This is a genomic window from Caballeronia sp. GAWG1-1, assembly GCF_023631465.1.
GTDB lineage: Bacteria > Pseudomonadota > Gammaproteobacteria > Burkholderiales > Burkholderiaceae > Caballeronia.
The window spans coordinates 248036-270625 of record NZ_JALQDB010000034.1 but is presented as its reverse complement, the minus strand read 5'-3'; the positions used below and the strand labels follow the sequence as shown (position 1 = coordinate 270625).

At 63.8% G+C, this 22590-nt stretch carries 24 protein-coding genes; 19 read left to right on the top strand and 5 right to left on the bottom strand.

Going from position 1 to position 22590, the window contains the following annotated elements:
• Window positions 1-37: 37 nt before the first annotated feature.
• Both NCT03_RS24530 and NCT03_RS24525 read left to right on the top strand, forming a co-directional pair.
• Window positions 38-3004 (top strand): NfrA family protein, encoded by a 2967-nt coding sequence (locus tag NCT03_RS24530; RefSeq protein WP_250494241.1) that lies wholly within the window; start codon window positions 38-40, stop codon window positions 3002-3004.
• 44 nt (window positions 3005-3048) lie between these two features.
• Window positions 3049-4101 (top strand): alpha-amylase family protein, encoded by a 1053-nt coding sequence (locus tag NCT03_RS24525; protein WP_350030175.1) that lies wholly within the window; start codon window positions 3049-3051, stop codon window positions 4099-4101.
• Window positions 4102-4104: 3 nt separating this feature from the next.
• Here NCT03_RS24525 and NCT03_RS24520 read toward each other — a convergent pair whose 3' ends face one another.
• The gene (locus NCT03_RS24520; RefSeq protein WP_250494240.1) at window positions 4105-5496 is read right to left on the bottom strand and encodes an aminotransferase-like domain-containing protein; all 1392 of its coding nucleotides are present in this window, start codon (window positions 5494-5496) and stop codon (window positions 4105-4107) included.
• 371 nt (window positions 5497-5867) lie between these two features.
• Between NCT03_RS24520 and NCT03_RS24515 the strand changes: the two genes are divergently transcribed.
• Genes NCT03_RS24515 through NCT03_RS24480 form a run of 8 tightly spaced genes read left to right on the top strand, consistent with a single transcriptional unit; the run spans window position 5868 to window position 12704 of the window.
• Window positions 5868-6350, top strand: coding sequence for an MSMEG_0572/Sll0783 family nitrogen starvation response protein (locus NCT03_RS24515; protein WP_244829948.1), 483 nt, complete (start codon window positions 5868-5870; stop codon window positions 6348-6350).
• A 5-nt stretch (window positions 6351-6355) separates the two neighbouring features.
• Window positions 6356-7360 (top strand): Nit6803 family nitrilase, encoded by a 1005-nt coding sequence (locus NCT03_RS24510; RefSeq protein WP_244829949.1) that lies wholly within the window; start codon window positions 6356-6358, stop codon window positions 7358-7360.
• Window positions 7353-8423 carry an MSMEG_0568 family radical SAM protein gene (locus NCT03_RS24505; RefSeq protein ID WP_502800414.1) on the top strand — a complete coding sequence of 357 codons (1071 nt, stop codon included), beginning with the start codon at window positions 7353-7355 and terminating at the stop codon, window positions 8421-8423. The genes NCT03_RS24510 and NCT03_RS24505 overlap by 8 nt, the downstream gene beginning before the upstream one ends.
• 2 nt (window positions 8424-8425) lie before the next feature.
• A complete protein-coding gene (locus NCT03_RS24500; protein ID WP_250494238.1) occupies window positions 8426-8977 on the top strand; it encodes an MSMEG_0567/Sll0786 family nitrogen starvation N-acetyltransferase in 552 nt (183 codons plus the stop codon).
• On the top strand, window positions 8974-9945 hold the full coding sequence (locus NCT03_RS24495) for a sll0787 family AIR synthase-like protein (protein WP_250494237.1): 972 nt from the start codon (window positions 8974-8976) through the stop codon (window positions 9943-9945). Before NCT03_RS24500 ends, NCT03_RS24495 begins: the two co-directional genes overlap by 4 nt.
• Window positions 9942-11099, top strand: a complete 1158-nt coding sequence (locus NCT03_RS24490) for an MSMEG_0565 family glycosyltransferase (protein WP_250494236.1) — start codon at window positions 9942-9944, stop codon at window positions 11097-11099. The genes NCT03_RS24495 and NCT03_RS24490 overlap by 4 nt, the downstream gene beginning before the upstream one ends.
• A 12-nt stretch (window positions 11100-11111) precedes the next feature.
• On the top strand, window positions 11112-11396 hold the full coding sequence (locus NCT03_RS24485) for an MSMEG_0570 family nitrogen starvation response protein (RefSeq protein WP_250494235.1): 285 nt from the start codon (window positions 11112-11114) through the stop codon (window positions 11394-11396).
• Between the two features lie 27 nt (window positions 11397-11423).
• Window positions 11424-12704, top strand: a complete 1281-nt coding sequence (locus tag NCT03_RS24480) for an MSMEG_0569 family flavin-dependent oxidoreductase (protein WP_250494234.1) — start codon at window positions 11424-11426, stop codon at window positions 12702-12704.
• Between the two features lie 63 nt (window positions 12705-12767).
• Here NCT03_RS24480 and NCT03_RS24475 read toward each other — a convergent pair whose 3' ends face one another.
• Window positions 12768-13049: a hypothetical protein gene (locus NCT03_RS24475; protein ID WP_250494233.1), complete on the bottom strand. Its 282-nt coding sequence runs from the start codon at window positions 13047-13049 to the stop codon at window positions 12768-12770.
• 159 nt (window positions 13050-13208) lie between these two features.
• Between NCT03_RS24475 and NCT03_RS24470 the strand changes: the two genes are divergently transcribed.
• A complete protein-coding gene (locus NCT03_RS24470; RefSeq protein ID WP_250494232.1) occupies window positions 13209-13847 on the top strand; it encodes a TetR/AcrR family transcriptional regulator in 639 nt (212 codons plus the stop codon).
• The gene (locus tag NCT03_RS24465; RefSeq protein WP_244829958.1) at window positions 13844-14662 is read left to right on the top strand and encodes a helix-turn-helix transcriptional regulator; all 819 of its coding nucleotides are present in this window, start codon (window positions 13844-13846) and stop codon (window positions 14660-14662) included. The genes NCT03_RS24470 and NCT03_RS24465 overlap by 4 nt, the downstream gene beginning before the upstream one ends.
• Before the next feature lie 12 nt (window positions 14663-14674).
• Here the strand turns inward: NCT03_RS24465 and NCT03_RS24460 are convergent, their stop codons facing one another.
• Window positions 14675-15118 (bottom strand): DUF2000 domain-containing protein, encoded by a 444-nt coding sequence (locus tag NCT03_RS24460; RefSeq protein ID WP_244829959.1) that lies wholly within the window; start codon window positions 15116-15118, stop codon window positions 14675-14677.
• A gap of 277 nt (window positions 15119-15395) precedes the next feature.
• On the opposite strand from NCT03_RS24460, the gene NCT03_RS24455 reads away from it, so the two are divergent.
• From NCT03_RS24455 to NCT03_RS24430, 6 genes are all read left to right on the top strand, one after another.
• Window positions 15396-16166, top strand: a complete 771-nt coding sequence (locus NCT03_RS24455) for a flagellar brake protein (RefSeq protein ID WP_250468695.1) — start codon at window positions 15396-15398, stop codon at window positions 16164-16166.
• 76 nt (window positions 16167-16242) lie between these two features.
• A complete protein-coding gene (locus tag NCT03_RS24450; protein WP_244829961.1) occupies window positions 16243-16584 on the top strand; it encodes a hypothetical protein in 342 nt (113 codons plus the stop codon).
• Window positions 16585-16638: 54 nt separating this feature from the next.
• Window positions 16639-17112, top strand: coding sequence for a hypothetical protein (locus NCT03_RS24445; protein ID WP_250494231.1), 474 nt, complete (start codon window positions 16639-16641; stop codon window positions 17110-17112).
• Between the two features lie 6 nt (window positions 17113-17118).
• A complete protein-coding gene (locus tag NCT03_RS24440; RefSeq protein ID WP_244829963.1) occupies window positions 17119-17784 on the top strand; it encodes a MarC family protein in 666 nt (221 codons plus the stop codon).
• A gap of 120 nt (window positions 17785-17904) precedes the next feature.
• Entirely contained in the window at window positions 17905-19659 is a 1755-nt protein-coding gene (araD, locus tag NCT03_RS24435) for an L-arabinonate dehydratase (protein ID WP_250494230.1), read from the top strand.
• Window positions 19660-19663: 4 nt separating this feature from the next.
• Entirely contained in the window at window positions 19664-20398 is a 735-nt protein-coding gene (locus NCT03_RS24430) for a ribonuclease activity regulator RraA (RefSeq protein WP_250494228.1), read from the top strand.
• A gap of 3 nt (window positions 20399-20401) precedes the next feature.
• Here NCT03_RS24430 and nudC read toward each other — a convergent pair whose 3' ends face one another.
• The gene (nudC, locus tag NCT03_RS24425) at window positions 20402-21328 is read right to left on the bottom strand and encodes an NAD(+) diphosphatase (RefSeq protein ID WP_244829966.1); all 927 of its coding nucleotides are present in this window, start codon (window positions 21326-21328) and stop codon (window positions 20402-20404) included.
• A gap of 215 nt (window positions 21329-21543) precedes the next feature.
• On the opposite strand from nudC, the gene NCT03_RS24420 reads away from it, so the two are divergent.
• The gene (locus tag NCT03_RS24420; RefSeq protein WP_244829967.1) at window positions 21544-21876 is read left to right on the top strand and encodes a hypothetical protein; all 333 of its coding nucleotides are present in this window, start codon (window positions 21544-21546) and stop codon (window positions 21874-21876) included.
• 27 nt (window positions 21877-21903) lie between these two features.
• On the opposite strand, the gene NCT03_RS24415 is transcribed toward NCT03_RS24420, so the two are convergent.
• Entirely contained in the window at window positions 21904-22401 is a 498-nt protein-coding gene (locus NCT03_RS24415; RefSeq protein WP_250468672.1) for a response regulator, read from the bottom strand.
• Window positions 22402-22590 lie beyond the last annotated feature (189 nt).

Sequence of the window (22590 nt, the reverse complement as noted above, 5' to 3'; positions counted from 1 at the left end):
TGCGAGAAAGCATGGGGCTCGATTGCACACCGGAACGATGCCCGATCGTCAGGTGCCGAACGCGCGCCGGATGACGCCGCCGGCAACGCGCGCGACATCCCGCGTCGCTCGCGTCATGTTCTGGACCGCCGCGATGATGTGCGCGAGCGGTCACGCACACGCCGATGAAACCTTGCCCTTGCAATTGAGCGGCGCGCCGTATCGCATTGCGCGCGACGCTTACGCGGCGTTCGGCGAACATCGATATGCCGATGCCACCGCGTCGGCGCGCGAGGCGATTCGGCAGCGGCCGGACGTCGTGGGTTTGCGCGTGCTGCTGGCCAATTCGCTGGCGGCGCGTGGCCGTCTGAAAGAAGCGAGCCACGAACTGTCCGATGCGATCGCGCAACTCGGACCCGTGCCCGCATTGATCTCGCGCCGCCGGCAGATCGATACGTTGATCGCGGGCGGTGGCGAAGGGCATCCGGGCGGTGGCGGCGCCGGCGATCTGCAAGGTCCGGCGCTCGTGGCCGCGCGCGCGGCGTATCGCGATTTCGGCAAGAAGGATTACGCGGCGGCCGTGCGCGAGAGCCGTGAAGCCGTGCGTCTCGCGCCGCACGTCGAGCGCTTGCGCTATCTGCTCGTCGATTCGCTCGCCGCTTCCGGCGACGATCCCGCCGCCTACGCCGCCGCCGACGATGCCGCGCGTCGCTTCGGCGAGAACAACGAATTGCGCACGCGGCGGCGTTATATCGGCGATCGGCTGGCGCCGGTGGAATCGAAGGCGGCGTATGCGGCGCGTGCGAATGGCGATTTCGTCGAAGCGGAAAGCCATGCGCGCAAGGCGGTGGCGTTCGCGCCGTCGCGGATGGAGTTTCGCACGCAGTTGCTCGAAACCCTCTTCGCGCGTGGCGATCTGGCGGGCGTGGAAGCGGCGGCGAGCGATTGCATCGCTATCGATCGCAACGACGCGCTCTGGTGGACCTTGCGCGGTTATGCGCGTGCGGCGCGCGGCGCGAATGCGGACGCGGATTTCGCGCACGCGTTGGCGGTGGCGCCGGAGTCGCTGTCGCAGGCGGGGGATACGCGGGCGAACGTTGGGGCGCAGGCGGATGATGCGAACGAAGGCGGCGCGATGAGCGTTGCTTCCTCGGCATTGCGGAATCCGCGCCAAAGTGACGCTGCCAGTGCAAAGACAAGCGCCGACTCTTCAGACCCAAACAGCACGATGCTCGCTGATTCGGCGGCAGTGCGCCATCGACCACGCGGCAGCGAAGCTACGGATGCAAACGTGAACGCCGACACGCAAGGCAGCGCCATGCGCGCCGACCCCACGGGCATCGAACTGGAACGCGTGTTGATCGCCGAAGGCGACGCGCGCCGCGCCGAAGCCGCCGCTTCCGGCGAAAACGTGATGTTCGACGAAGCCGATGCGCGCCGCGCCAATCCGTCGATTGCGGGCATAACGCAGTCGCGCGGCAACCAAGCCACGAATGACGTGGCCTCGACGAGCGGCGAAGCCGCTTCCGCAGCCGAACGTAGATATCGCGATGCCCGTGTGGCACGCACGATCATCGCCGATGTGCGGCTCGCGCAGAACCGTCCGCAAGCCGCGCTCGACGCGCTGCCGTCCGTATCGCAACGAAACGCCGCCGCGCTCGACGATGCCGACGCCGCCATCGCTTTACGCCGTCAGCGCGCTAAGACGATGCTGCAAATGGCCGCCGCCGCGCAGAACGACATCGACCCGCGTGCGCGGCCGACCTTCGATTGCCGCGAAGACCGCTACGGCGCATCGTGCGATGTCTACGCCCACGACCGCGCGCTCGCCGACACGCGCGCCGCACGCTTGGCCGAACGCGATGGCGAGCATGGCGAGGCCATCGACCACTGGCGCGATGCGATCGCCGCCGTACCCGACGATCCGCAATTGCGCATCGCGCTGATCGATGCGCTCGCGGCGGCGGGAAAAACGCGCGAGGCATCGAAGGAAGCGCGCGCGGCCATCGACGCCAATCTGCTCGATTCGATGAGCGACCTGCAGGCGGCCTTCATCGCGTCGCGGGCGGGCGAGCGGCAGCTTGCGCTGGACCGTTTTGCACGCGCTGAACGAAGCGGGACATTGCCACCGGGCGCGCAAGCCGATGCGGGTTATGCCGCGCTTTCGATGCATCGCAACGAGGAAGGCGCGCGCTATCTCGAACGCGCGATGGATCGCACCGCGAGCGCGCCTCACGCAGACGACGCGCTCACGCCTCAAGCCGTGTACGACGCGCGCGCGGCCCACGCCGAAGCCACCCGCGACTGGGGCTTCAGCATGAACGTGAACTATCGCGGCAGCGGCGCGCAGCAGGGCTTTGCGTTCAACCCGACGCCCGGCCTGTCGAGCAACTGGCAAGCGGGCGCAGAGGCGTACTGGCGCCCGTTCGGCAGCCTCGGCGACCGCATGTTCGAAGTCTATGCGCGCGGTTACGAGAACTTCGGCGTGCAGGGTAGCGGACCGTCGGGGGCATCGACGTTGCAGGCCGCGTTAGGTGCGCGCGTGAAGCCGTTTGCATCGGTGAATGCAATCTTCGCCATCGAAAAGATCTTGCCGATAGGCTCGGACGTGCGCTCCGACTGGCTCGCGCGCGCGGCCTATTCGACCGGTTTCGGGGACACGCGCCGCCTCGACGTGCCGAGTTGGTGGACCGGCACGTTCTACGGCGAGGCGGGCCATTACCTTGTGAATCCGTCGACGTATGCGACCGCGAACGCGCGGCTCGGACGCACGTATCGTATCGATTCGATCAGCCCGCGCCTCACCGTGTTTCCGCATGCGGTGGTCGGCGTGGACTACGATTCTGCAATCGATCGCAGCGTGCCGGTGGGCATCGGCGCGGGCGTGGCGGCGCGTTGGTGGTTCCGTGGCGATGGTTACGATACGACGCGCTCGTTCGTCGATATATCGGTGCAATATCGCGTGCGCGTGGCGGGCGACGATCGCGCGAAGGGCGTGTTCTTCGGTGCGGTATTCTCGTACTGATGGCGCTCATGCTGCCGATGGGTTGGATGCAGTGCAGGTCTTGCATGTACGAGGTTTATGACATGTTCGCGGGTCATGCGTTTGCACGGCGATTACGCGCTTCGTTGTTCGCGGGGCTCAGTGTGCGCGGCGCTCGGTCGCTTGCTTCGTCGCGTTTAAGTGCGGGCGGCGGCGTCGATCAGTCGCCTGGATTGGGCTCGCAGGCAGATGCAACCGCAAGCGCGTTGCCCGCGCGGACTTCACGCGCCGTTATCCGTGTGATGACGACGGCGTGCGTGTTCGCATCGATATGCTTCGCGAGCGCGGCGCCGGCGCAACCGCCGCGCATCGTCTCCGGCATCGTCTGGCAGCCGGACAACACGTTTTACGATCCGCACGGCGACTGGGACAAGCTCGGCGCGCACGAACTGATCGTCCAATGGACGGCGGTCGATGGCATCTCCTTCGTGCCCGGCGCGGGCTTTCGGCCGGCGCCGCGCATGCCGGACTGGGAGCGCATTGGACGTGAGCCTTGGGCACGCGATGTGATCATCGGCTTGTCGGGACGTTTCAGCGAAGCGGTGGCGCGTGCGAATGCGGCGCAGCTTTCCATCGAGTCGATGCGTCTGGCGGATGTCGTCTTGCCGGTGCACGTGACGGGCTACTACTTTCCCGTCGAGATCGATCCGACCTGGCAGGATGCGAGCGCGCTGCGCACCTTGCTCGATGCGTTGCCCCGGCCGCTCTGGATCAGCGTCTACGATCGCGCGAACGTGGGTGGGAATGCGATCGCCGAATGGCTCGATGGCTGGCTGCCGCGCGATGTCGGTGTGCTCTTGCAGGATGGATGCGGCGTCTATGCGCGCGAGCCGCGAGTGGCGCGGCAATATGCGGATCAGCTTGCGGCGCGCCTGGGGCGCCATCGCGTGAGAATAATCGCGGAGGCGTTTCGACCGAACGTCGGTGGCGGATTTCGCTCCGCAACGGTCGATGAATTGAAGCCGCAGATCGATGCTTATCGCGGATATAAAACCTATCTTTTCGATGGGCCGCATTATGTGTCGAACGAGCTCGTCAAAGATCTGCTCGATGCCTATTCAATCAACAGAGCGCAGTGAACGTCAAAGCATCGGCATATGCAAATGATGCGGATCGGCCAGCATATCGGCCACCCGCTTCAAAGCCTCCCTGCAATCCTCGCGATTCTGCGGTCCACCCAGACACAAGCGCAACGCATTAGGCGGATTGCCATCCGTTGAAAACGCCGCGCCCGCAACGGCTCCGATCCCCTGATTACGCAACTGCAACGCCAATTCCGAAGCGCTCCAGTCACACAAGTCGGGCACGGGCAACCAGAGATGAAAGCCATGCGGATGCGCGCTATACGGAAAGTCGCGCAACGCCTGCGCCGCAATCGCCTGCCGCGCGATCGATTCCTCGCGCATGGCATCGAGCACGTCGGCGGCGGTGCCGTCGTTGATCCAGTGCGTCGCCAGCAGCACCGTATATGGGCTCGGCATCACCGTCGTCGCGCGCAACGCGCCCGCGATACGCTGCGTCTGCCGTGGCGTCGGCGCCTTGAGATACGCCACGCGCAAGCCCGCACCGAAGGTCTTCGATAAACCCGTGACGTGATAAGTCAGCTCGGGCGCGAGCGCGGCAAGCGGCGCGGGCGCATCGAGCGGCAACATGCCGTACGGTTCATCCTCGATGATCGGCACGTTATAGCGCATGGCGACATCCGCCAATGCCTCGCGTCGTTGCGCGCTGATGGTCAACGTACTTGGGTTCTGCAAGGTCGGATTGCAGTAGAAACCGCCGGGCTTCTCCGTCTTGCAAAGCGCTTCGAACGCATGCGGCAGCGGCCCCTCGTCGTCGCGCGGCAACGCCTGCAAGCGAACTCCGAGTTGCGATGCGATCGCCTTGATGCCAGGATACGCCAGCGTATCGAGACAGATCATCTCGCCCGGTCGCGCAAGCTGCGAAACAAGTGCCACCAACGCGCTATGAATGCCGGGACAGACGAGCACCGTATCGTCCTCGCAATCGGGCAGTCGCATGCGCAGCCACGCACGGCCCGCCGCGCGATCCGCCGCCGTCCCGCCGAAGTCCTGATAGCGCAACAACTGCCACGGGTCCGCACTCTGCATCAAACTGGCCGCCGATGCCCGCAAGCGCGCCGTCAACCCGGGCGGCTCGGGCGGCATGTTCATCGACATCTCGACGCTGCTGCCGCCCGCCAGCGGCAAGGTCTGCGTTCGGCCGCGCACGAAGGTGCCGCTGCCCGCGCGCAGATCCAGCAAGCCGCGTTTGCGTGCTTCCGCATAAGCGCGCGCCACGGTCGTGTAGTTGAGATTCAGGACATCGGCGAGATCGCGCAGTCCCGGCAGACGATCGCGCGGACGCAAGCGGCCGCTCGCGAGATCTTCCTCGATGAGATCGGGAATCGTCAGATAAGCAGGCTTGCGGCTCTCTTCGAGCTTCCTGATCCAGTGATGCGCGGGCTGATTCATAGGGGCGATTTCCCTTGTGTGCATGCGATCAGCCAAGCATGCCGCATCAAAAAAGATCGCATAAGCCTGGGCAACCTGATTGCATTGATCGCATCGATGCACGGCTTCGGTGTTGCGCGCACCAGCGCCATGCGTGTCTGCGCCGAATTCGTGCGCGCGATCTTCATTGATTGCATCGACAAAACGTCGCGAAGCGTTACCCATCATGGCGCGCGAAAATTTTTTTCGGCGCGCATCGCCGCAGCGCTTTTTATTGATCGCGAAGTGATTGCATTTCGCGGGCCAATCATTGGCATATCCGTTGCGTTTGTAGGCTCGCCGTCGCGACAACTCGATGCGCGCCATATCAGACACCACCATCGGAGAATGCCATGCCCGCAGTCACGCAACCGCTTCACAAGAACGGCGATTATCTGGTCGACTACGAAGAGAAGGTCTTCGAGGATGTCAAAGCCGAGCCCGGCGAAAAAGCGCTCGTCACGTTTCATACGGTCGCGTTCGAAGGCTCGATCGGCTTCGTGAATCTGCTGCAGGCAACGCGTCTGCAACGCAAGGGTTTCGATACTTCCGTGCTGCTCTACGGCCCCGGCGTCACGCTCGGTCTGCAACGCGGCTTTCCCACGCTTGGCGACGAAGCCTTCCCCGGTCATCTCAACTTCAACAAGCAACTACAGAAGTTCATGGCCGAAGGCGGCAAGGTCTATGCATGCCGATTCGCGTTGCAGGCGCTGTATGGGCACGGCGAAGCGTCGTTGATCGAAGGCATCCGGCCGATCAGTCCGCTCGATGTGCTCGACATCCAGCTGCTCCATCGCAAGGATAACGCGCTCATCATCCATACGTGGACCGTCTGACGATCATGGCCGCACAGAGCGCAAAACGCATCGTCCGCGCGGCGGCCGTGCAGATCACGCCCGACTTCGAGCGGCCCGACGGAACGCTCGACAAGGTGTGCACGGCTATCGACGAAGCCGCCGCGAAAGGCGTGCAGTTGATCGTGTTCCCCGAAACCTTCGTGCCGTACTACCCGTACTTCTCGTTCGTGCGCGCGCCGGTTGCCATGGGCGCCGATCACATGAAGCTCTACGAACAGGCGGTCGTGGTGCCGGGGCCGGTCACGCATGCAGTCGCCGAACGCGCGCGGCTCGGCAATATCGTGGTCGTGCTCGGCGTGAACGAACGCGATCACGGCAGTCTCTATAACGCGCAACTCATCTTCGATACCGACGGCAAGCTGTTGCTCAAGCGCCGCAAGATCACGCCGACGTATCACGAACGCATGGTCTGGGGACAAGGCGATGCAGCGGGTCTCAAGGTCGTGGATACGAGCATTGGACGTGTCGGTGCGCTTGCTTGCTGGGAGCACTACAACCCGCTCGCGCGCTATGCGTTGATGACCCAGCACGAAGAGATCCACTGCAGTCAGTTTCCCGGTTCGCTCGTCGGGCCGATCTTCGCGGATCAGATCGAAGTGACGATCCGTCATCACGCGCTGGAGTCCGGCTGCTTCGTCGTCAACGCGACGGGCTGGCTCACCGAGGCGCAGATCGAAGCCATCACGCCCGATCCGAATCTGCAGCGCGCGCTGCGTGGCGGCTGCAACACCGCGATCGTTTCGCCCGAAGGCCAGCACGTGGTCGAGCCATTGCGCGAAGGCGAGGGCATGGTCATCGCCGATTTGGACATGTCGCTCATCACCAAGCGCAAACGCATGATGGATTCGGTCGGCCATTACGCGCGACCCGAGTTGCTGAGTCTTGCGATCAACGACCGTCCCGCCATGCCCGTCATGCCATTCACCGGAGCCTCATACGATGAGCGCCAGAGAGAACCTGCCAGCGTCGAGCCGGCAATTGATGACTGAGCTTCAGTCGGCGGGCCTGCGGCTCGTCGATCCGCGCGCCGGCGTTTCGAGCCGGCGCGGCGGCGCGGGGCCATCGGATCACAAGGCCGTCACCGTGGATGGCGTGACGATCATGGTGCCCGTGCATACGAGCACCGCGTGGAACTCGCCCTTCGTCGCGGGCGAAGCGGACGCGAACGGCGCGAGCGCGCTGATGCGCAATGCGATCCCTATCGCGAGCATCAGCTTCCCGAAAGCGCCGCGTTTCTATGCGATGCAGACGCTCGACGGCGTGCCGTACTCGCACATCGCCACCTTGCACAGCAAGGACGTGCTCGCGACGACGGTGCTGCAAACCTGCATCCGCTATGAAAGCCGCCGCAAGTCGTGCAAGTTCTGCGCGATCGGGCAATCGCTCGCGGCGGGGCGCACCATCGCGCACAAGACGCCCGAGCAGCTTGCCGAAGTGGCGCGCGCGGCGGTTCTGCTCGATGGCGTGAAGCATATGGTCCTCACGACCGGCACGCCGCCCACGCCGGATCGCGGCGCAAAAGTGCTGTGCGACAGCGCGTTCGCCATCAAGGCCGCCGTCGATCTGCCGATTCAGGCGCAGTGCGAACCGCCCGATGACGACCGCTGGTTCGAGCGCATGAAGGCAAGCGGCATCGATACGCTCGGCATGCATCTCGAAGCGGTGACGCCCGCCGTGCGCGATCGCATCATGCCGGGCAAGGCCAGCGTGCCGATGTCGCGTTACATGGAAGCGTTCAAGGCAGCCGTCGCCGTCTTCGGACGCGGACAGGTCAGCACGTACATTCTCGCCGGCCTCGGCGATAGCGCGCAGTCGATCATCGACATGTCGCGCGAGTTGATTGCGCTCGGCGTGTATCCGTTCGTCGTGCCGTTCGTGCCGATCAGCGGCACGCCGCTCGAAGACCATCCCGCGCCGGAGCCGGAATTCATGCGTTCGGTGCTGGCGCCCATCGGCTCGATGCTCGCCGAAGCACAGATGCGCTCGACCGATATCAAGGCCGGCTGCGGCAAGTGCGGCGCGTGTTCGTCGCTTTCATCGTACGAGGTGTGATCATGTTCGTCGAAGCCGATGTGCCCGATCTCGATTACTCGCCGGTCGAATATCGCGTGAAGTGGGCGACGCTGTCGTGGGAAGCGAGCGAAGCCTACAAGCTGCGGCGCGCGGTGTTCTGCATCGAGCAAGGAATATTCATCGGCGATGACCGCGACGCTATCGACGAACGCGCGCAACTGCTCGTCGCGCTGAGTTGCGTGGCGGGCATGCCGGAACAGGTCGTTGGCACGGTGCGCATCCACGAGGAAGAGCCCGGCGTGTGGTTCGGCTCGCGCCTTGCCGTGCACGCTGCGTTTCGCTCGCACGCGAAGATCGGCGCGACCTTGATCCGGCTTGCGGTATCGAGCGCGCATGCGTTGGGCTGCGAGACGTTTCTCGCGCACGTGCAGTCGCAGAACGCGCCGCTCTTTGCGCGCCTGCGCTGGGATTCGCTGAAGGAGGAAGCCATTTTCGGGCGCCCGCATCATCTGATGCAGGCGCAACTCGATGCGTATCCGCCGTGCGTCACGCCGCAAAGCGGCTTCGTCGCGCTGGCGCGCAAGCCGTCATGAGCACGTTGTCTGCACTGGTCGAGCGTTTGCGCGAGAGCCGCGGCTTTCGCCACAAGCGCGATATCGCGGATGTCGTGAGCCGCTTGCCCGACAACCGTCTCGATCTTTCGCAAGCGGTTGCAATCGGCGACGACTGCGCGGCTATTCGCGATGGCGACGGCTTTCTGCTCTTCGCCATCGAAGGCATGGTCAGTGACTTCGTGCGCGCCATGCCGTGGTTCGCGGGCTATAGCGCGGTCATGGTCAACGTGAGCGATATCTACGCGATGGGCGGCCGCCCGCTCGCCGTAGTCGATGCGTTATGGAACGCGAACATCGAGGACGCCTCCGAAGTGCTCGCGGGCATGACGGCCGCATCGGCGACGTACGGCGTGCCTGTCGTCGGCGGACATAGCAACGTGCAGAGCGACGGCGCGCAACTCGCGGTGGCCATTCTCGGCCGCGCCCGCAAGCTCTTGACGAGTTTCGATGCACGACCCGGCGACGCGCTTCTCATGGCCGTCGATCTGCGCGGCAAGTATGAAGACCCGTATCCGTTCTGGAATGCGTCGACCGATGCGCCGCAAGGCCGTGCGCGCGACGACTTCGAGATACTGCCCGCGCTCGCCGAAGACGGACTCTGCGATGCAGCCAAGGACATCAGCATGGCGGGCGCGCTCGGCACCGCGCTCATGCTGCTCGAATGTTCGAAGGCGGGCGCGCGTATCGATCTCGATGCCATCCCGCGTCCCGCTGACGCCGACCTCGAACGCTGGCTCACCGCCTTTCCGAGCTTCGGCTTCGTGCTGTCGGTGCGCCCCGAACATGTCGATGCCGTGCGCGCGCGTTTCGAAGCCCGTTCGCTGGCGTGCGCCGCGATCGGCTCGGTGGATGCGTCGCGCGAAGTGGTCGTCGAACGTGGCGGGGAAAGCGCGCTGTTATGGAATCTGCGCGAAGAAGGCTTCATTTGCGCGAGGAGCGCGACATGATGCGCATAGGCTTGCTCACGCATTCGGTGAATCCGCGCGGGGGTGTCGTGCATAGCCTCGAACTCGCGCGTGCGCTCCACGAAAGCAGCCACCTCGTGACGATCTTTGCGCCCGCGCGTGAAGGCGAATCCATGTTCCGCGCATCGCCGTGCCGCGTGGTGCTGGCGCGCGTGGTCGGAACGCGCGATGGTCTCGCCGCAATGGTCGATGAGCGCATCCGCGCGCTGAAACATGCGCTGATCGAAGAAGGCGCGGAGAGCTTCGATGTTCTCCATGCGCAAGACAGCATTGGCGGCAATGCGCTCGCCGAGCTTAAAGCGGAAGGCTGCATCAAGGGATTCGTGCGTACCGTTCATCATCTCGACAATTTCGACGATGCGCGTCTTTCGCACTGGCAACGTCGCGCGTGGCAAGACGCCGACGCCGTGCTCTGCGTCAGCGATGCATGGACGCGCACGATGTACGACACGCATGGCGTGCATGCGCGCACGGTGAGAAACGGCATCGACAGAATGCGTTATGCGGCGCGCGCGGACCGACAGCGCGACGAGTTGCGCAAGCGCTTTGCGATAGGCGCGGGGCCGGTCGTGCTGGCTGTGGGCGGCATAGAGGCGCGCAAGAACACGCTCATGCTGCTCGAAGCGTTTACGCTGCTGCGTGCGCAACGGCCATCGGCGCAACTGGTGCTTGCCGGCGGCGCGAGCCTGCTCGACCACGACGCCTACACGCGCCGCTTTCTTGCGCGTGCAGCCGAGCTCCGCCTCGATCACACGCAAGTGATCCTTACCGGTCCCTTGCCCGACTGTCAGATGCCCGCGCTGTTCAGCATCGCCGATGTCGTCTCCATGATCTCGCTACGCGAAGGCTTCGGCCTGGTCGTACTCGAAGCGCTGGCGAGCGCCAAACCCGTCGTGGTCTCGCATATCGAACCCTTCACCGACTATCTCGACGATCGAACCTGCATCTTTACCGATCCACATGACGCCGCTTCGATTGCCAAGGCGCTTGCAAAAGCAATGGACGGTGCACACGACATCGATTTCGATCAAGCCGTGCCGGCCTTGCTCGACCGCTACACATGGCAGGCGAGCGCTGCGCATCATCTCGACATCTACGGCAAGTGGCTGCAAAGCCTGCCGCTCACGACCGTCTAAAGGAACGCCACCATGCCTGTCATGCACTTTCGAATTCGCTGGCCCGATGGCGTCGAAGCGAACTGTTATTCGCCGTCCACGGTTGTCGGCGAATTCTTCACACCGGGCAACACCTTTCCCGTCGATGACTTCGTCGCGCGCTCACGCGAGGCGCTGACGATAGGCTCCGAGCGCGTGCGCGAGAAGTACGGCTTCGCGTGCTCGGCCGCGATGGATCAACTCGCGCAGATCGAAGCCGACGCGGGCCGCTTCGATGCAAGACCCGGCGCGCTCGTCACCGTGCTCGCGCTCGATTGAAGTCCTTGGATCAAAGGGAATCGGAACATGTCGAACGTCACTTCCACAGAGACGCACTACAGCGTGATCGTCGTTGGCGGCGGGCAGGCCGGGCTGTCGGTCAGCTACTTTCTGCAGCAGGCGAACATCGATCATCTCGTGATCGAGAAAGCGACCGTCACGCATACCTGGCGCACGCAGCGCTGGGATACCTTCTGCCTCGTCACGCCGAACTGGCAATGCGCGTTGCCGGGCTACCCGTACACTGGCGCGGACCCGCATGGCTTCATGAAGAAGGATGAGATCATCGACTATCTCGATGGCTTCATCGCGAAGGTCAATGCGCCCGTGCTCGAGCAGACCGCCGTGTTACGCGTGCAACGTGATGCAGCGGGCCGCTATGCCGTGAAGACCACGCAGGGCGAGTTCACGGCGGATCAGATCGTGGTGGCATCGGGCGGCTATCACACGCCTATCGTCCCGCGCATGGCCGAACGCTTGCCGCAGGAGATCGCGCAGATGCAGTCGTCGGAATATCGCAATGCGGATCAGTTGCCACCGGGCGCGGTGCTCGTCGTCGGATCGGGCCAGTCGGGCGCGCAGATCGCGGAGGACTTGCATCTCTCGGGACGCAAGGTGCATCTCGCCGTGGGCGAAGCGCCGCGTTGCGCGCGGTTTTATCGCGGACGCGACGTGGTCGACTGGCTCGCGGACATGCGCTACTACGAAATGCCCGTGACGGATCATCCGTTGCGCGAAGGCGTGCGCGACAACACCAATCACTACGTGACGGGCCGCGACGGCGGCCGCGATATCGACCTGCGCCGCTTTGCACAGGAAGGCATGGAATTGTTCGGGCGGCTGCAGGATCTCCGCGATGGCAAGCTGCGTTTTGCGCCCAACCTGCGCGCGAACCTCGACGAAGCCGACGATATCTACAACCGCATCAACATGAGTATCGATGGCTTCATCGACAAGCATGGCATCGACGCACCCGCAGGCGAACGCTACGAACCCGTGTGGCAGCCGCAAGACGAGCGCACCGAGCTTGCGTTGACGGACAGCGGGATCACGTCGGTGGTGTGGTGCATCGGCTTCACGCCGGACTTCAGCTGGCTCGATGCGCCAGTCTTCAACGGACGCGGCTACCCGACGCACCGGCGCGGCGTGACAGCCACGCCCGGCATCTACTTCGTGGGTTTGCCGTGGTTGCATACATGGGGCTCGGGCCGCTTTTCGGGCGTCGCGCGCGACGCGCAATTTATCGTCGATGCGATCTGTGCCGAACGGGCCGCCACGGTCGATCAGATATCGATCGCGTGCGCCTGATGCTCGACGCGAGTGAAACGGCCCGCGCTAAAACGTACAACGAAGCGGGCCTTGGCCACACATTTACTTCACCGATGCAGCGCTATTGAGCTGTGCATAGTCGGCGGGCATGGCGCCGGACGTCAGCACGGTGGCAGGCAGATGCTGCGTGTCTTCCGCCGATACGGCGCCGACGAACTTCCAGCCGGCCGGCATCTTCACGAACGTGTAGCCCGTGGGTTGATCCACGAACACCGAATAAACCGGACTCGCTTGCGACACGACAGGCGCGGCGGTTTGGGCAAACGAAGCCAGCGGCGTGGCCAGAACGAACGCGGCGGCCAGGGCGGTAATAGATGATTTCATGTTGATGCTCCAGAAAACTGAATTGTGTAATGATCGACACACATATTAAAACACTGGTCCGTGCAAAGGTCCAGATATTTTGTTACGATCAACACAGAATTCAGAATTCCATGGAACGCACCAATCGCGTGCCACGTCGTTCATAAAAACGGAGACGACATGACGCTGCATCGAGATGAAGTCTTGGAGACGGTTCACAAGACGCGTGGCCGACCGCGCGCCTTCGACCGCGACGCCGCCCTCAGGCGCGCGATGGAAGTGTTCTGGGCCAAGGGTTTCGACACCTGTTCCATGGCCGATCTCGTCGATGCCATGGGCATCAACTCGCCGAGCCTTTATGCCGCGTTCGGCAGTAAGGAAGACTTGTACCGCGAGGCGATCGCGCTCTATTCCGCCGCGGAAGGTGGCGCGGCGGTGCGCCAGTTGCGCGCGCACGAGTCCGCGCGCGACGGTTTGCGCGCCATGTTCCGCACGAGCATCGAGCTTTTCACGAGCGGGACGGGGTCACGCGGCTGCATGATCTTTCTGGGCGGCATGTCGGTGGCGCCGGAGCACGGCGAGTTGCGCGACGAGTTGCGCAAGATTCGCCGTCAGGTGGCAAGCGCCATCGCCGCGCGGCTCAACGATGCGCGCAAACACGGCGAGCTCCATGCCAACGCGGACATCCATGCGCTCGCCGCGCTTTGCATGACGCTCTTCGCGGGCTTGTCCATCGAGGCGCAGGATGGCGTGCGTCGCAACGCGCTGTACGCCGCGATCGATCAGTTCATCGCGAGCTTGCCGTTCGAATCGAAATGAAAGCGCCGCTCAAGGCCGACACGCACATCTGGCGCGCGCCGGAACTCGGCGCGGAACTACTGCGCGGCCGCTTTGCCGATTTCTCCTACGACGTCCATGCGCACGACACAGCCTGTTTCGCGCTGCTAACGGGCGGCGCCATCCGCATCCGCATGCGCGGCACGGAGTTCGTGGCGCGACGTGGCGACCTCTACGCCATCGACGCCGATGAACCGCACGCGGGCTGGCCCGTCGACGAAGCCGGCTGGACGCAGCGCACACTCTATGTCGATGTCGCGCATCTGCGTGCGCTCGCGGGCGACGAACGTATGCGCGGCGGCGGGCTGATCGGCCCGATCATTCGCGATCCGGCGTTGTGCGCGGCGCTTCACGATGTGCACCGGTCATCGGAAGAGCAGGGACCGTCGCTGTATCGCGACGAGCGGTATTTGCAGTTCGCGGCGCGTCTCACCGGCCGGCATATGACGGATCGCACGAAGGACGCAAAAGCGCCGCGCGAACCGCGCGCCGTGGCGGCCGCGCGCGGGTTTATCGACGAACGTCTGGGCGAGCAGGTGCATCTGGAAGATATCGCGGAGGCGGCGAATTTGCCGCCCTATCGCTTGTTTCGCGCCTTCAGTCGTGAAACCGGCATGACGCCGCACGAGTATCAGCGGCAGGCGCGCGTGCGCGTCGCCATGGCGTTGATCCGCGATGGCGGCGCGTTGAGCGATATCGCGGCCGCGACCGGTTTCGCGGATCAGGCGCATCTCACGCGCACTTTCCGCCGCATGCTTGGTGTCACGCCAGGCGCATACAAGACGGCGACGCGTTGAATCGAAGCAAGTTTATTTAAGCAGGCCGAGATTCGCGACCGCTTTGCTGACGGGCTTCTTGTCGCCGATCAGCGCGAGACCGACATAGCGCAAGGCCTCGGTTTCCACGCTGGCGACGGCATCGCGGAAGGCGTCGTAATCGGTCGTTTGCTGGCCTTGCACGGGAAACGTCACGACATCGCACGATGCGGCCGCGGCCTTCGCGCGCAACGCCGATAGTGTGTCCTGATCTGCCGCCAGCACTGCAATGCCGATGGGAATCAGCCCCGGATGCGCGTGCCCAGAGGCATCGACGAGCGGCGCGCCGACGAGCGACGGATGCCGCTGCCCCACCGTCAGCGCCAGCACCGCCGCCGCGTTCGCCGCCCGGCCGGGTGGCAGTTCGCTATCCACCACGATCACGCAGCGTTGCGGCCGCGCGCTTGGTTCATGTTGTTCCGGTGATGCGCTCGTCATAAGGGCTGTCCGTTTCGGTTCGAAGTGACCCATTGTGAAAGCGCTGGCGGCTTGTCGTCTTGAATCCTGTTGCACGCATGTTGCAACGCTAGCGCGTCGGCGCAGGCATTCTGAAAGCCTCGAACCCTTTCCTGCCGGGCAAAACGCTGAAATAACACGAAAACCTAGTCGTAACCCGCGTTATGAAGCGTTTGCTTTTCGTGCAAACTGCGCATATTCGAGACGTAGCTCGCATTGTTCGTCGTTCCTGCTGGAAACCTCAATCGACCCGACCGCCATGCTCGCTGAAACGCAGTCGCAGACTGCCCCGCCCATTACCGACATCGAACAACTCGCGGAAGACTACGCGCGCTTTGCCCGCCGTACGCCTTCCGAAATGGGCATTTGTCTGCGTTCGCTCCTGCAGCGGCGCGACATGCTGACAGTGGCGAGCGCGCACGGCCAGATCGTCACGCAACTGCTGGAAGTAGACCCGCGCGAAGGGCGCATCGTGTTCGACTGGGGCGGCGTGGAGTCGGACAATCGCGCGTTGCTCGCAGCGCCGCAGTTGTACTTCAAGGGCGCGCCGGAAGGCGTACGCGTCGAGTTCACGACGGGCCCGGCGCAAGCGGTGAGCTTCGAGGGACGACAAGCGTTCGAAGTATCGTTCCCGGAAGCCGTCTATCACGTGCAGCGCCGCGAGTACTTCCGCGTGCCGGCGCCCATCCTCGATCCCTTTTTCGCCAAGGGCACTTATCCGGACGGTGACCCGTTCCACTGCGAAGTGCACGACATTTCGCTCGGCGGCGTCGCGCTGCGCATGGATACGCCGCGCCTCGCGGAAACGGAGATCGGCACGCTCTTCACCGATGTCCTTTTGAACCTCGGTGCGGGCGGCTCGCTTTCGGTGGATCTCGCGCTCGTCTCGCCACGCAGTATCACGACGCCGCGTGGCGACGTGCGCTATGTCGTCGGCTTTCGCTTCACGCGGCTTTCGGGCTCGGCGGAAAGCGTGTTGCAGCGACTGATCACGCGCATCGAGGCGAAGCGGCGCAGCCTGTCGGCGTGAGCGCGGACAGAGGAAACGAGGCGCGTGGAGTAGAATTCGGGCCTCATTCCAGCAGTTAAGACGACGCATGTTGACTATGTTGCCCAGAGCCTGGCGCGGAGAAGAACGCTTCTGGAAAGTCTGGTGGCTACTGGGTCTGCCCTTGCATCTCGCATGGTGGGCGCTCTATCTCTACCTTCTGTCGAGCGGCCTCGCTCCCGAAACGTTCCTGTTGCTCACCATCTGGTTCTGGCCCGGCACGCTCGCGTTATTCGCGGCGGGTTCGGTACTCTATCTGGCGTGGTGCGCGGTGGCGTGGCGTTGTTCCGGCAATGTCGATAACCGCTTCTGGACAATCCTCGCGCGCGTGCTGATCGGCGTGGGGCTGGGCTCGTTTCTGACCGAATGGCTGTTGATTCTCGGCGCGCCGCTCGCCTGAGCGCGACGCCTGGCGCGATGCTTCGCGGTTTCTTTTGACACGGAGTGCCTTTGCATGCCGCTTCGATCGATGTTCCGTTTCCTGAGCGCTTGCTGCGCCGCCGCCGCGTTGTGCGGCGCGCTGCCACCGGCGGCCAACGCGCAGACCGATCAGGATGTCGATGCCCGCATCGACACGCTCTTCGGCGCCCACGAGACATATCGCGCGTTCTTCGACAAGCTCAAGCAGGCCGTCGCGGCCGGCGACAAGAACGCGGTCGCGGGTATGATCCACTATCCGATCGCGGTGCATCGCAACAGCAATGGCGACAACGCCTTGCTGCGTAACAAGCGCGAGTTCGTGGCGGCCTACGCGGGTATCTTCACGCCAGAACTCGTCGATACCGTCGCGCATCAGCAATACGCCAAGCTCTTCGTGCGCGACCAAGGCGCGATGATCGGCGACGGCGAAATCTGGTTCAGCGGCGTGTGCCGTGACGATGCCTGCAAGGACTCGGACGTTCGGATCACGGCGTTCAATCTGGAGTGAGCGGACATGTTCACGGAGTTCGCGAAGACCGTGCTCGTGATCGTCGCGGGCCTGTTTCCGATCATCAATCCGCCCGCGGTCGCACTCGTCGTGCTGAGCATGCTGCCGCATCTGGCCGATGCCGAACGCAGCGAACTCGCGCGGCGCATCTGCATCAATAGTTTCGCCATCCTGGTCGTGTCGCTGCTGGTCGGTGCTTATGTGCTCAACTTCTTCGGCATCTCCATTCCGGTGCTGCGCGTGGCGGGCGGTATCGTCGTGGCCATGGCGGGGTGGGGATTGCTCCAGGCGCCCGACGACGACACAACGACCGAACCCGCGCCCACGCCGCGTAGCGGTGCTTCGCTGCGCGCCAAGGCGTTCTATCCGCTGACCTTGCCGATCACCGTCGGACCGGGTGCCATCGCTGTCGCCATCGCGCTCGGAACCGGGTCGCCGCGTGAAGGGTTGCAGCCGGTGCATCTGATCGGCGTGATCGTCGGTCTCGTGCTCGTGTGCGCGAGCATCTACTTGTGCGTGCGCTTTGCCGGGCATCTGGAACGGCTGCTCGGCACGGTCGGCACGCAGGTCGCCATGCGGCTTTTCGCGTTCGTCATCTTCTGCATCGGCGTGCAGATTCTCTGGCTCGGGCTCTCCGATCTCATTGCGTCGGTGCGGCTCAGTATCAAATGAATCGTAAACCCTAGGCGACGCGTCTTCGATGCGAGCGCTAGGATGCGGTTCGATTCAATGGTAGCGATACCATCGCACGCAAAGACCGGACGACGATCCGGCCGCACAAGGAGACACGGTTTGACCTCATCCCGCAAGACGCCCGAACAGTTGCGCAGCCACCGCTGGTACGGCGTGAACGACCTGCGCTCCTTCGGTCACCGTTCGCGCACGGCGCAGATGGGCTATCACTCGTCCGATTACATGGGCAAGCCGGTCATCGCCATTGTGAATACATGGAGCGAGATCAATTCGTGCCACACGCACTTCAAGCAGCGCGTCGAGGAAGTGAAGCGCGGCGTCTGGCAGGCGGGCGGCTTTCCCGTCGAAATGCCGGTGATGACGCTCGCCGAGCCGTTCCAGAAGCCGACGACCATGCTCTACCGCAATTTTCTCGCGATGGAAGTCGAGGAACTGCTGCGGTCATATCCGTTCGATGGCTGCGTGCTCATGGGCGGCTGCGACAAGACCACGCCTGGCCTGCTAATGGGCGCGATCAGCATGAATCTGCCTTCCATCTTCCTGCCCGCCGGCCCGATGCTGCGCGGCAACTGGAACGGCCGCACGCTCGGCAGCGGGTCGGACACGTGGAAGTACTGGGCCGAACTGCGCGCGGGCAAGATCACGGAAGACGAGTGGAAGGGCGTGGAGAGCGGCATTGCGCGCTCGCCGGGCCATTGCATGACGATGGGCACCGCCTCGACCATGACGAGCGCCGCCGAAGCGCTCGGCCTCACGCTGCCGGGCTTCGCTTCGATCCCCGCCGTGGATTCGCGGCACGCGCAGTTCGCATCGCTGACGGGGCAACGCATCGTCGAAATGGTGTGGACCGATCTCAAGCCGCTCGACATCCTCACGCCGAAGTCGTTCGATAACGCCATCACCGCCGTGCTCGCGATGTCCGGCTCGACCAACGCCATCGTGCATCTCGTGGCCGTCGCGCGCCGCGCGGGCGTGCCGCTCACGACCGCGCGTTTCGATGAGTTGTCGCGCATCACGCCCGTCATCGCGAATCTGCGTCCGGCCGGCAAGTATCTGATGGAGGACTTCTTCTATGCCGGCGGTCTGCGCGCATTGCTCGCGGAACTTGGCGATCTAATCGATGGCTCGCAACTAACTGTCAATGCTGCGACCCTTGGCGAAAATATTGAGGGTGCCGAAATTTTCGACGATGACGTCATTCGCCGGCGAAGCAACCCGCTCGTGCCAAACGATGGCCTCGCCGTGCTAACCGGCAACCTCGCGCCCGATGGCGCCGTCATCAAGCCGGCTGCGATGGAAGCGCATCTGTTGCGGCATCGCGGCCCGGCGGTCGTGTTCAGGGATTACGCCGACATGGCCGCGCGCATCGACGATGAAGCACTCGACATCACCGCCGATTCCGTGATCGTACTGCAGCACGCAGGACCGGTCGGCGCGCCCGGCATGCCGGAGTGGGGCCAGTTGCCGATTCCGCAAAAGCTCCTCAAGCAAGGCGTGCGCGACATGGTACGCATCTCGGATGCGCGCATGAGCGGCACGAGCTACGGCGCGTGCGTGCTGCACGTGGCGCCGGAATCGTTCGTCGGCGGACCGCTTGCGCTGGTCGAGGATGGCGATGTCATCGAACTCGACGTGCACGCGCGCAAGCTTCATCTCGACGTAAGCGACGCGGAACTCGCCGCGCGCAAGGCGGCGTGGATCAAGCCGAAACGCCCGTTCGAGCGCGGCTTTGGCGTGATGCATCAACTGCACGTCACCCAGGCGAACAAGGGTTGCGACTTCGACTTTCTCGAAGAACCCTTGGCCGATGACTCTGCTGAAATGAAATCGCACGACGATCCGGAAATTCACTGACACCATGACCATTCAAGACATCGACGTCGCCGACGAAACCATCGAGCAACTGCGCCACGTCAGCACCGCGACGCTCACCACGCAGCTTTTCAAGCGCGGCTTGCGCAACGTGTTTCTGCAAGGCGTCGCGCCGCTCGTCAAGCCCGCTAATGGTGCGCCGAACCTCGTCGGCCCCGCGTTCACGTTGCGCAATATTCCGGCGCGTGAGGATATCGATCACGTCGGCGTGTTTCAGGACCCCGATCATCCGCAGCGCAAGGCCGTCGAAACGGCGCCGCCTGGCAGCGTGCTCGTGCAGGATTGCCGCGGCGACCGCACGGTGGCGTCGACGGGATCGATATTGACCACGCGTCTCAAGGTGCGCGGCGTCGCGGGCATGGTCTCGGACGGTTGCGTGCGCGACAGCGGCACGATAGGCGATATCGGCTTGCCGTTGTTCTGCGCGGGCGCGAGCGCGCCGCTCAATCTCGCGAAGCATCACGCGGTCGATATGAACGTGCCGATTGCATGCGGCGGCGTGGCGGTGTATCCGGGCGATATCGTCGTCGGCGACGTGGATGGCGTCGTCATCGTGCCGCGTCACATGGCGTCCGAGGTCGCAAGGGACGCGGCCGAGCAGGAGTTGCTGGAAGAGTTCATCGCGAAGCGCGTGGCGGACGGCGCGATCTTGCGCGGCACGTATCCGCCGAACGAAGAAACGCTCGCCGCCTACGCGCAATGGCGCAAGACACGCGGCTGATCGCTATTCTTCCGCGAACGCCTTCAGCAAATGATGCGCGATGGCAAACGGCTTCGGCGCGGACAAGCCTTGCGCGTGGGAGCCATCGAGCATCGACGCTACTTCCTCGCGTGAGAACCAGCGCGCATCTTCGAGCTCGTTGTAGTCGATCGTGATGTCGGTTTCGACCGCGCGTGCGAAGCAGCCGATCATCAGCGACGATGGAAACGGCCACGGTTGCGAAGCGTAGTAGCGCACGTCGGCCGAGCGGATGCCCGCTTCCTCCAGCACTTCCCGGTACACCGCATGCTCGAACGTCTCGCCCGGCTCGACGAAGCCCGCGAGCGCCGAGTACATGCCGGGCGCGAACTGCTTTTGCCGCCCGAGCAGGCAGCGCTCGCCATCGGTGACGAGCATGATGACGACCGGATCGACGCGCGGAAAATGCTGTGCGTGGCAGTTCGGACAAAGGCGTCGCCAGCCCGCGCCGGCGGCATCCGTGGCGTGGCCGCAGTTCGCGCAGAAGCGGTGCCGCCGATGCCAGTCGAGCATCGAACGCGCTTCGCCGAGCGCACTGACGAGCGACGGTTCGACAAGACCTTGCATTGCGATGGGCCGCAACTCCACCGCTTCGACGGGCGACGCCTCGAGCGCATTCGCAATACTCTCGGCGCTGCCTTCGAGCGCGTGCGCGAAGAGCGCGCGGCCATCGGCTTCGCGACCGAGCAGCACGGTTTGCAGCGGCGCGCCGAATTTCGCGGCTTCGTCTGCATCGAACAAAGGATCGTGACCGTGCGCGCGCTTGAAGAGCGGCACATCGTTCACGAAGAGCAGAAAGCGCGTGGACGTCTGATCGCGCAGACCGGCGACGAAGCTGTCGTCGTCGCGCTTTTCAGAGACGCGGTCGAGCGGAGCAAGCGTGAAACCGATGGCGTGGGGCGGCGTGGGCATGATGTTTTTATCGATGAGCGGGATGCGTGTCATCCGCGCGGACTGGGGATATTCGTTTAGTCGGACATCGTAACGAAGTTGGCGGGTTCTTGCTGATGGGCAATTGCTTGACGGCAGGCTTACAGTTATCGCGCGGTTTTAGGATTTATCCCGTGGCGGCCGCCAAGCCCAGACTCCTAGAGTTCAGCTCCAACTCAACTAAAAGGGGAAGACTCATGGAGCCGAACATATCCGTGTCGATCGACGAGAAAGGGCAGCCCGTCATCACGCACGGCATGCCGCTTGCCGATTACTGCGTGCAGCGCGCGCAGACGTTGCGCGCGATGGTCCAGGTGGTATGCGGCGCGAAGCGCCCAGGAGAGGACGCGGGCGTCGTGTCCGCCGCGCTCATCAAGCCTCTGATGCAGTTGATCCGCACTCAGGTCGACGAGCTCGAACCGCTTTTCAGGGCGCTCGATCAGCGCGCGTACGAGAAGGGTTTCGATGACGGCAAGGAAGTCGGTTACCCCAGGCGCGCGCTGGTGGAACTGGACAAACAGAAGGTCTAGCAATGGCGCGGGGCACGCGCCCCGCGTTCAACTTGCGACTGTTTTGACGGACACGCGCACGTCGCGATACGACGGATTGATATCGAAGCTGCGCGCGGTGTTGCAGTACGCCGCGATACGGCGGGAAACAATGCCCGTTGCCCCTGACAACGCGCGCTGACAAACGCGCTCCATTTCGCGCAACTCGTCGCACTTGCTGACGATACCCGCCGCGCCCGCCTCTTGCATCGCGAAGAGCGTACTCGGCTCGGTTTCCTGCGTAAAAGCAACCACGGGTACATCGGGGAAACGCTCGCGCACCATGCGCAGCAGCGGAAACTCGCCGCCTGGCGCGCCTTCGAACGCACAATCCATCACGATGAGATCGCCGCCCGTCCTTTCGAGCTTCGTGAACAACTGCGCGGCGTTGCGCGCCGTTGCCGCCACCCGATAACGCCCGCGCGCCTCGAACCAACTTTGCAGGCCCAGCAGCACGACGGGCTGGTCGTCCGCTATCACGATATTTATCTTATAGATGGGCGTCATGCAGAGTTTCGCGGGTTTCGCTGGTGCTTCGGGTCTCGCACCTTAACAAAGGACGGCACGTCAGCGCTGCATCGCACAACAAAATTTTTTTAATTCCGCATGATCCGCTGTCGATTTTCAACGTGGCCGCGCGTCGTGCAGATAAGGGCCAAAGTCGCGACGGTTTTTTGCTTCTTTCGGCTCATTACA

Coding starts and splice junctions, on each gene's coding strand:
- NCT03_RS24530 (WP_250494241.1), top strand. CDS start 38: ATGCCCGATCGTCAGGTGCCGAACGCGCGCCGGATGACGCCGCCGGCA.
- NCT03_RS24525 (WP_350030175.1), top strand. CDS start 3,049: ATGTACGAGGTTTATGACATGTTCGCGGGTCATGCGTTTGCACGGCGA.
- NCT03_RS24520 (WP_250494240.1), bottom strand. CDS start 5,496: ATGAATCAGCCCGCGCATCACTGGATCAGGAAGCTCGAAGAGAGCCGC.
- NCT03_RS24515 (WP_244829948.1), top strand. CDS start 5,868: ATGCCCGCAGTCACGCAACCGCTTCACAAGAACGGCGATTATCTGGTC.
- NCT03_RS24510 (WP_244829949.1), top strand. CDS start 6,356: ATGGCCGCACAGAGCGCAAAACGCATCGTCCGCGCGGCGGCCGTGCAG.
- NCT03_RS24505 (WP_502800414.1), top strand. CDS start 7,353: ATGACTGAGCTTCAGTCGGCGGGCCTGCGGCTCGTCGATCCGCGCGCC.
- NCT03_RS24500 (WP_250494238.1), top strand. CDS start 8,426: ATGTTCGTCGAAGCCGATGTGCCCGATCTCGATTACTCGCCGGTCGAA.
- NCT03_RS24495 (WP_250494237.1), top strand. CDS start 8,974: ATGAGCACGTTGTCTGCACTGGTCGAGCGTTTGCGCGAGAGCCGCGGC.
- NCT03_RS24490 (WP_250494236.1), top strand. CDS start 9,942: ATGATGCGCATAGGCTTGCTCACGCATTCGGTGAATCCGCGCGGGGGT.
- NCT03_RS24485 (WP_250494235.1), top strand. CDS start 11,112: ATGCCTGTCATGCACTTTCGAATTCGCTGGCCCGATGGCGTCGAAGCG.
- NCT03_RS24480 (WP_250494234.1), top strand. CDS start 11,424: ATGTCGAACGTCACTTCCACAGAGACGCACTACAGCGTGATCGTCGTT.
- NCT03_RS24475 (WP_250494233.1), bottom strand. CDS start 13,049: ATGAAATCATCTATTACCGCCCTGGCCGCCGCGTTCGTTCTGGCCACG.
- NCT03_RS24470 (WP_250494232.1), top strand. CDS start 13,209: ATGACGCTGCATCGAGATGAAGTCTTGGAGACGGTTCACAAGACGCGT.
- NCT03_RS24465 (WP_244829958.1), top strand. CDS start 13,844: ATGAAAGCGCCGCTCAAGGCCGACACGCACATCTGGCGCGCGCCGGAA.
- NCT03_RS24460 (WP_244829959.1), bottom strand. CDS start 15,118: ATGACGAGCGCATCACCGGAACAACATGAACCAAGCGCGCGGCCGCAA.
- NCT03_RS24455 (WP_250468695.1), top strand. CDS start 15,396: ATGCTCGCTGAAACGCAGTCGCAGACTGCCCCGCCCATTACCGACATC.
- NCT03_RS24450 (WP_244829961.1), top strand. CDS start 16,243: ATGTTGCCCAGAGCCTGGCGCGGAGAAGAACGCTTCTGGAAAGTCTGG.
- NCT03_RS24445 (WP_250494231.1), top strand. CDS start 16,639: ATGCCGCTTCGATCGATGTTCCGTTTCCTGAGCGCTTGCTGCGCCGCC.
- NCT03_RS24440 (WP_244829963.1), top strand. CDS start 17,119: ATGTTCACGGAGTTCGCGAAGACCGTGCTCGTGATCGTCGCGGGCCTG.
- NCT03_RS24430 (WP_250494228.1), top strand. CDS start 19,664: ATGACCATTCAAGACATCGACGTCGCCGACGAAACCATCGAGCAACTG.
- nudC (WP_244829966.1), bottom strand. CDS start 21,328: ATGCCCACGCCGCCCCACGCCATCGGTTTCACGCTTGCTCCGCTCGAC.
- NCT03_RS24420 (WP_244829967.1), top strand. CDS start 21,544: ATGGAGCCGAACATATCCGTGTCGATCGACGAGAAAGGGCAGCCCGTC.
- NCT03_RS24415 (WP_250468672.1), bottom strand. CDS start 22,401: ATGACGCCCATCTATAAGATAAATATCGTGATAGCGGACGACCAGCCC.